Source organism: Rhodococcus aerolatus, from assembly GCF_054783215.1.
Genome location: NZ_BAAGQZ010000045.1, coordinates 1 through 8081, shown reverse-complemented (window position 1 = coordinate 8081; position 8081 = coordinate 1). Strand labels below are relative to the sequence as shown.

The following is an 8081-nucleotide window of genomic DNA, read 5'->3' as shown; positions in this document are numbered from 1 at the left end:
GGGAGACCTCGACGTCTATCTGCGGACCGACGCGCCCGACCGACCTACACCCTCATCTGGGAAGAGCCGACAACGTTGCGCAACTCATCAATCGTCATCTTCTTAGCCGGACGCTCAGCAGGCTTTTCGGGCCAAGCAATAACTGTGTACGTGTGTTTGCGCCCCGCCCCTGACTTAACTGTTAGGTAGCCCATATCGCGGCAGAAATTGCGGTATTGCTCAACGTTGCCCCGCCACCGCCAGTGAATGTCTCGCTTAATTTCGTTAAGCCCCAAGCCCGGGTGAGCGTCCACGAATCGAAGAAACTCCATCGTTAGTGTGTAGTTGCAGCGAAACGCTCTAACCTTTTTCGATTGTTCCTGCACGTCCCTAGCCCGCTCCGGTCGTCCCTGTTCCAAGAAATACCCAACAGCGATCTTTTGAGCAGCGTCAGCCCACCAACGTTCAAACAGTTCTAGTCCTGCGTCCTGCATCATGGCTGCTCCCTTATTTGAGGTGTCAAATAATTCCTTAACTGCCGACTGTTTCGACCACCCACGTAAGGCCATTACCAAAACCAGCGCGCCCACCGAGCACGCGCAACTCTGGTTCTTCCCCCATTTGTAAGCGCCGTCACTACCGTAAGCGTGGTCTTTGGGCGGGCGGCAGTTGCATTGCTTGAACCCTCCCCCGTGTCGCAACACCGTGGCGTACTTGTGCGGAAGATTCTTACCTCTGACCGCGCCTGGAAACTTTTCTTCAACATGCATCAGACAACCCAAACTCCTAAGGGTCGAACTGGCTCCGACCTACATACATCATATCGCCTTTAGACTCATAATTGTTACATATTCAAGGTACAGTGAAAAGACTTAGGTAAAGAGTATAGGGTCAGGTAAACTAATAGTAATATCTTACGTCAGAACACGAGCCGGCTGTCACTCGATTTGAACAGAAAAGTGCCCCCGTGCGAATGCCAGTAAGCACGGGGGCGTTGCCTCAGGAGACAGGCGTTTTACCATTTCTATTATACGCGATTCGCTGCCAGAAGAGGAACGGAGGGTGCAGCGAATAACTAGGGGTGACTAATCCCTTAAAACCTGTATCGACAGATCGTCCCCGCAACCTTGTGGGCGACGGGGACGATTTGCGACAGAGCACACGCTGGCGACATAGGGACGCCACAAACAATATCGGTCAGGCTTTCAGCAGTTCCAGCAGTGAAACTGAACCCGAGTCGTCTCCCCTGAATCCCTGACCAGCGTCACCTGACACACGGCCCAAATGAGGCTTGCGGGCGGCCAGTGCAGTAGCGGCTTGTCGGATCGCGTCTGGATCGGGCATACCGTCGTCATCGGCCAGGTCGTCAGACCAAGCCAAGTCAGTCGGGTCCGCCAGGATGCTTTTAGCCACGTTGGAAATCACAGCGTCGCGCAGAGCCGTCTCTAACGTCGCTGCGCGCTTGGCAGCGACACGATTAGCAGCGGCCTCGTCTCTCAACTCTTTCACGTAGTCGGCAGAGAACGTCTCAGGCTCATTACTGCCCCCTGAGTTGTCCTCTGCCGGACTTTCAGACGTCTCCGGTGTGGTTGTATCCGCCGGGTCCTCTGACGGTGTGAATCCGTTGTTATCAGCCATTTGCTTTCTTCTTTCTCTCGTAAGCGTTCACTTCTTCTTCGGTTGCCTCTCGAACGTGGCACCCGCACGAAACATGCTGAGGATAGACAAGTCTTTTGCGGTAAATTTTCTCTGCGCGCTCTAGACAAAATTTGCAAGCGCCAGGCTCAGCGACCCACTTAAAGCGGGTCACGCCTTTGTCTTCCAGAGCCTTACCCAGCGTCTCGAAACCCGTTTGACGAACCTCGGACTCAGCCAAGCGTTGCGCGGTCGGCAGCATCTCGGAGGCAAGTTCTGCTGCCTCTTGCTGAGCGAGACGCCTGTCAACAGCCTTGTCGGCTGCCTTCATTTCCTCACGGTCAAGCCGGTCTAGTTCCTTCAACCGTGCCCGCGTTGCTTTGTCCTCAGCCTTCCGCGCGGCTTTCCTCTCCCGTGCGGCCTGGCGCTCAGCGTCTTTGTCGGCCTGGCGCTGCGCCTTGGCTGCGACCCTGTCGGCGTCACGTGCTGCCTTAGCAATCTCAGCAAGGCGCGCACGCTCAGCCTCTCGTCTGGCCCGGTCGTCTGCCCGAGTAGTGCGCTCTGCCTTGCCCGCCTTAGTAGATTTCGGCTCAGCCTTGGGTTTAGCTGGTCCCTGAGGTGCCTTGGCTGCTGTTCGTGGCTCTACGGCCTTCTCAGGGGCCTTAGCGGACGTCTGTGCGGCCTGCTTCTCACGGGCTGCACGTGCTAGCAACCGTGCCGCCTGCTCCCTCTTAGCCCTCTCAACACCCGTGACCTCACGCAGTGCCCGCAATCTCTCTTCGACGCGGGCAGACGTTGCAGGCGTTGCCCTCTCAGGTTTCGTACTTTTGATCTTTTGAGCCGGCTTGCGAGTGCCGACCATGACCACGTTGCGGGCCTGGCGGACGACTGACGGACGTGGTTGCGACTTGGATGCCTGGCGCTGCTCCACCTGTACCAACTCGGCATCCACTGCGTCCAGCACGGCTGCGATCTGGTCGAGACGTGGTGCGACGGCATCGAGCCGGTCAAGTGCGCGGTCAGCAACCGTCTCAAACGCCTGTTCAAGCCGGGCTGTCTCTGTAGCCGGTACTGGCACACCCAACGGCACGGCTGCGGGCTGCCCGTGTTCCCGTGCCCATGCCGTGACGGCCACATCTGCCCGCATGGATGCCCGAGCCTTGCCAGCAACCACGGCAGCAGCGAGAGCAGCACTGAGTGCGGGCACGCTCACGTCCGGCTGCTGGGCGTAAGCCGCCAGCACAGCGGCCACCTGAGACGACGTAGCGGCTGCTTCCTGGTTCTGCTGCTCGGCCAACGTGGTCATAAGGTGCCCGCTGTGTCTAGAGCCGCCAGGGCTGCCCGCTGGGCCTGCTCGGCAGCGAGAGCACTCAACAACTCAGTGATCCGCTCAGGTGAGTACCCAAGGGCTGCCAGACCTTCACTGACAGGCAGTAGCGGACGGTCACCGCCGGTCAGTTTCACGATTGCGTCTGATTCCTGCGCAATGCTTCTCGTCTCGGTACGCGCCCACACTGTCTGCACGTTAAACGAGTCCACTGGCGCATCATTGGCAATTGCCAGCATCAGTTTTGCCACAAGCGCGAAAGATTGACCTAGGCCCACAAGTTTCGCGTCAGCCCGAGCAACTAGCCCGACCTCTTTAGCCTTCGTGCTCTCCCCTGTTTCTGGCAAATCGCTGAGACCTAAGTAATGCTGTGGCAAACCTGACAAGGCTGCGATTTGCTTTAGCAGGGTCGAAATCAGGGTGTCGTAAGAGGACAGGTCCGACTGAGTGAACTGACCGAACTTTGAATCTTCCTTCTCGCTAATCCACGTGCGCTCGGAACCCTCAAACGGGTCAATGAGGTTGCCGTCAGGGTCCTCTTCCAACTGAATTCCCGTGGCCCAACGGCGGGGACGCGCGTAAAACTCTGACGTCACCATCGCGTCCACGAGAATCTTCTGTAGCGCATCATTCAAGTCTGCAATAGGTGCCTGCTCAGACACACCGTTAACGTCCACTGTGCGGCCACGATTAGTCAGTTGCACAAGTGGCACCACACCAGTCGGATTGGCAACAGAGCCTATGGCATTCCAGCCGGTGGGCGGAATCGCTGAGCCGTCCGCTACATGGCTCTTACTCTTGTAGGTCGTGATCTTCGTTCGCTCATACAGGACGCAGTACGCGTCGCCACCCTCGACCCAACGCTTAATCCCGGCCACTACCTCACGGCTGACAGGGTCACGCTTCAACAAGCACTGCTGAGGACTTTCAGCCGTCACGGTGGCCTTGCCGTCGCTGCCCCACACGGACAGGAACCCTCGGCCCGAAATGAGGCAGTCCAGCACGGCCTGCGCGGCTTGGTCCTCCAAACCCAACTCGCGCCAGCGCTCCCAGAGCACGTCATCATGCGCACCGTTGACCAGGAACCCAATGGGCTTTATGCGCTCGGCCAGTGCATCGCAAGCCAACCGGCAAAAGTTTGCCGACAGTGCTTTCAGCCTGTTGCCCAAAGCCTCGCGTGACTCGGGACTGAGGTACGTCAAAGGAGAATTGCCTAAATACCTGTCCTCCCAAACCCTCACGTCGTGACTAGCAACGTCCAAATCGGAATTCAACTGTTCAAGGAGGTTCATCTAAATACCGCAACTCTCGATCGTCTAATGGGCTTATTGGCAAAATACTGTGCGCGGCTATGCGCCATAACTAGGGCAACTGCCGCATCAATCTTCTTAAGACTTTTATCGGATTCTTTGGCAAGCCTTGTGCCCCTGCTGTCTTCCTTCACACGCGCATTCAGTACGTGTTCACGGAGGACACCGTCACCGGACTGCGTCAATGCGCCGTTCACGACAGCCTCAAAGACGCCGATCGTGGCCGGTGTCATGCGATTTGCTGACTGTGGGAACTCGACTACCGGTAAACGCTCGGCCTGCAATTCCTGCATGGTGCGAGTCCACCGGTACGGGTCACAGGCTATTTCGCGGACACTGAGACGCTTACAGGCGTCCCTAATCGCCTGCTCTACGTCCGCCACGGGCACGCGGTACCCGTCCGGCTCTAAGTGCGGCTGCCAGATAGCGACAATCTCGGCGTGCGGCACAGCCTCGATGGACACAGCAACTAGCACGGTGCTGTCACCAGAGAATGAGCCGTCCAGGGCTAAGACGACTTCGGCACCGTCAGGGATATTGCCGGGCTGCTCAACGGCATCCCACAGGCTCGGACTGATCCACTGGTCCTCAACAGTGTCCAGCCATTGACCCAATTTGAGTCTGCGGAAAGACGACTCATGAGAAATCTTCAACACACTGCGCATAGCGGTACGGCTCAGGAAATCGTCCAAAGCAGGGTTGGCAACTTCCCAGCAATGAGCACAATCGACAGGGTGCGTCTTGTCGCTAGTCCACTCACGGAAATAGAAATCATCACGCGGGTTGGACCTGGCGTCTGAGACCAAATCCCACATCACGGAATCCTCAGACGCAGCCGGTGTGCTAATGGCAAGACACAAAGACTGTGGTCTCTTTCCGCTAGCCAAAATCATTGACTCGTAAATCTCACGACTCACCACGTGCAACTCGTCCACAACACACAGGCTGTAGTCCCAACCCTGTAGCGAGGCAGGGTCAGCCGGTAGCGGCATCAACACACCGTTGTTAAACGGGACCTGAATACGGTCCTGAAAAACTTTGGTGCGTGCCAACAGTTCCGGGCTTGCTTCGATCATGCGTCTACAGGTGTTGAAAATGATTGACGCCTGTCTCAGATCACTAGCGACCACTAGCACTTGTGGTGCCTGTTCCTCGTCCGCGTACAGCGCGTACAGCGCTAGGACGGCAGCAAGGGTGCTCTTCCCATTGCCTCGCGGCAGGGAAACCAATCCCTGCCGGGGACGTTCACCCTTCGCCGGATACAGACCCTTTAGTAGTTCGATCTGCCACGGGCGGAACCTGAACGGCTTATTTGCACCGTGACCCTTGTCAACACGCAGATACGTCTTAGCAAACTTAACGATTCGCAGGTAATTGCGACCAGACAGGCCGGACAGGTCCAAGCCGGAGGCATCAACTGCCTTCTTCGGTCCTGGCTTTAGTGCTAATCCGGCTGTAATGGCTTCTCACCTCTCAGTATTTCGCTACTGAGGGTGATATCGGCCTGTTGAACTCGAATTAGTAACTGGCTCCCGCCCTAACCGCACGGACCCTGAAAGATCGTTCGGGTCAGTTGCCCCCCTGGGTCACTACTATCCGTGATGGTCGCGCAGGTGAGGCGCGTCAAGGATCGCTTCGTCAATGGTGCGTAGACCTTCAACAAAACCAGGTTGACTGAATGGGTCTTGGCCTTCTTTTGCAAAATGAATGGCTGCGTACCATGCCTCTTCATTGCCATAGTTGATCTGTCCGCGCCACGTGTTTGCGTCGCCTCGCTCATCGCTGAGACCTGACACGTAGTTGCCGGATGCCTTCAACTTTCCTGTACGCACACTGACGGTTGCTTGCGTCTGCGCGAATTGTCCGCCCATTGCAGTGTCGAGACCTTCCAACGCCACAGGGTCAGGTGTGGTTGTTGCTACCCGTTGCATTTCTGCGATCATTGCTTTGAGTCCAGTTATCTTGTGTCTGCTCACGTTGTGCCCTCTCGCTGCCAGGCCGGGAACTTCCACGCCTGCTATTGCATCGACTACACACAACGTCTACGTCAGAAAGGTCGAGTGCCTTACCCTGCTCGACTTTCACCCATGCCTGCGGCTTATGGTCGGCAGTAAGGTTGTCCGGTGTTCCACAGTCAAGACAAAATGGTTGCTTCTTCCGTGCTCTCTTACTGAGCCTGTCCCATGCAGTGTCGTACCCATTCTCTCGGAATGTCTTACGGTCCCTTGCCTTGCCACGCTGATAGGTGTTGATCTGCTCGCAGTCATCGCACCTACTTGCATTAGGTGTCACCTCACCACAGGCTAGGCACGGCTTGTTCAGTCCTCGCACAATGCACTACTTCGCCAGTTGTTTAGTTGTTCGTGTGCACCATCGTGACCAAGGTTCAGAGTCAACGTGGACACGAGCACACCAACTAACGTGTGAATGACTGTGGCCGGATGCTCTGCAACTAATGGTGCCAACGCATCTATTGCGTGCGTGTCCTCGTCAATGACCGCACCCACAAGGGATAGTGCTAGTAGGCGTGCATCCGTATCAGTATGCGACTTCATAGCGTCCAATGAGCAGAGCCGTCAGGTCCTCGTCCTCGCCTTGCTCTACTTCGCTGGGCGCGGCCTGACGCACTGACTGCACTACGGCACGCCACGTGCCCGCACTGTTGTGCAGCACCAGGTCGATGCCGTCCCACGCTGCCCATGCTCGCTGTGCTGCATCTGCCCGCAGCGGCAGCCCTGAGGCGTCACGTGTGCAGTCGGCGTGCAGCAGCACCGTCAGAACCTTGCGCTGAATGCTGTTCGGGCTGGGTCCCCACACACCACCGTCACGCACCACCACGGCAAGGCCGGTCGGCTCATCTGTGACAGGTCTCAAAAGATTGCGTTGGTAGACAGGCAAAGCCAGTGCGTCTGACAAGTGCTGCGCAGCAGCGTCAACAAGGTCCATCACGGAACCTCACTGACCCTGAACTCGTAGTGGCTGGGCGCGACCAGCGTGGAAATGAGAGCAGGGTCGGCACCGACCAGGAACCGGCCAGTGAACCCGCGTATGCCGGTGACCCTGTCTCCCGCCTTAATGGGCGTTGTGGGTGCTGCCAGCAACAGTCCGGCTCGGTCCGCCGTTTGCTGTTGAGTGGCTGTGTAGGTCGGCGTAGGTGCAGCCGGTGTCTGCGCGTCGAGCAGGCAGGACACGTCCGTGGCAATAGTTGTCCAGACATACGAGACCATGCCGTCTACGTTGGTTTCCATGTAGCGCTGCACAGTGGCGCGGTGGCGCAAAACGTTGTAAATAGTCATGCCTTCTAGATCGGCAATCGCGTACGCCTTGTGCTATGGTTACAGCATGTTTGCTCTAACTATGCCTAATAGACGAGGTTACTCAATTGACTACAGAAGAATGGGTGACGGCTGCCCTAGCCCGAGCGCCAGAACTAACACAAGACAAGCGCAGGACAATCGCGCAGGTGATTACTGCCAGCGAACTTCGATCGCGTCAGGACGAAAGCCCTTACCGCCTCGCGCGGGCTGGATAACCACCGTGATTCCCAAGGCTGACAGCAGGGTCCGGCGCTGAATCACGCTAGATGCCTCCCATACGGCCTCAGCCTGTCCGCCCATCAGGTCACCAACCAGGGCCGGAGAAATCCCCTCAACAGCCTTCTGAGCGGCTGCCTCTGCCGCATCCAACTGAGGACGCAGCGTGGCAGTGATCCGAGTCAACTGCGCTGCATCGATCGCACCGGCTGCGAATGCGTCCGCTGCTAGTTGCGTCCAGGGACGTGGTGTACGGCTTCGCTGATGGGCGTGGCGTCGTGAGGTGAGACGGCCACC

The 8081-nt window shown here is 57.4% G+C and carries 7 protein-coding genes; all 7 read right to left on the bottom strand.

The annotated features are described in order from the left end of the window. Positions 1-44 precede the first annotated feature (44 nt). Positions 45-476, bottom strand: a complete 432-nt coding sequence (locus tag ACYVOF_RS16910; RefSeq protein ID WP_460868525.1) for a hypothetical protein — start codon at positions 474-476, stop codon at positions 45-47. Between the two features lie 700 nt (positions 477-1176). Continuing rightward, complete coding sequence (locus ACYVOF_RS16905) at positions 1177-1617, bottom strand: hypothetical protein (protein WP_460868523.1); 441 nt, start codon at positions 1615-1617, stop codon at positions 1177-1179. Beyond that, positions 1610-2911 (bottom strand): hypothetical protein, encoded by a 1302-nt coding sequence (locus ACYVOF_RS16900; RefSeq protein WP_460868521.1) that lies wholly within the window; start codon positions 2909-2911, stop codon positions 1610-1612. The genes ACYVOF_RS16905 and ACYVOF_RS16900 overlap by 8 nt, the downstream gene beginning before the upstream one ends. 5 nt (positions 2912-2916) lie before the next feature. Further along, on the bottom strand, positions 2917-4233 hold the full coding sequence (locus ACYVOF_RS16895; RefSeq protein ID WP_460868519.1) for a phage portal protein: 1317 nt from the start codon (positions 4231-4233) through the stop codon (positions 2917-2919). After that, complete coding sequence (locus ACYVOF_RS16890; protein ID WP_460868517.1) at positions 4230-5654, bottom strand: terminase large subunit domain-containing protein; 1425 nt, start codon at positions 5652-5654, stop codon at positions 4230-4232. The genes ACYVOF_RS16895 and ACYVOF_RS16890 overlap by 4 nt, the downstream gene beginning before the upstream one ends. Before the next feature lie 189 nt (positions 5655-5843). Continuing rightward, on the bottom strand, positions 5844-6227 hold the full coding sequence (locus tag ACYVOF_RS16885) for a hypothetical protein (RefSeq protein ID WP_460868516.1): 384 nt from the start codon (positions 6225-6227) through the stop codon (positions 5844-5846). 562 nt (positions 6228-6789) lie between these two features. Continuing rightward, positions 6790-7197, bottom strand: coding sequence for a hypothetical protein (locus ACYVOF_RS16880; RefSeq protein ID WP_460868514.1), 408 nt, complete (start codon positions 7195-7197; stop codon positions 6790-6792). Positions 7198-8081: the final 884 nt, after the last annotated feature.

Coding starts and splice junctions, on each gene's coding strand:
- ACYVOF_RS16910 (WP_460868525.1), bottom strand. CDS start 476: ATGATGCAGGACGCAGGACTAGAACTGTTTGAACGTTGGTGGGCTGAC.
- ACYVOF_RS16905 (WP_460868523.1), bottom strand. CDS start 1,617: ATGGCTGATAACAACGGATTCACACCGTCAGAGGACCCGGCGGATACA.
- ACYVOF_RS16895 (WP_460868519.1), bottom strand. CDS start 4,233: ATGAACCTCCTTGAACAGTTGAATTCCGATTTGGACGTTGCTAGTCAC.
- ACYVOF_RS16880 (WP_460868514.1), bottom strand. CDS start 7,197: ATGGACCTTGTTGACGCTGCTGCGCAGCACTTGTCAGACGCACTGGCT.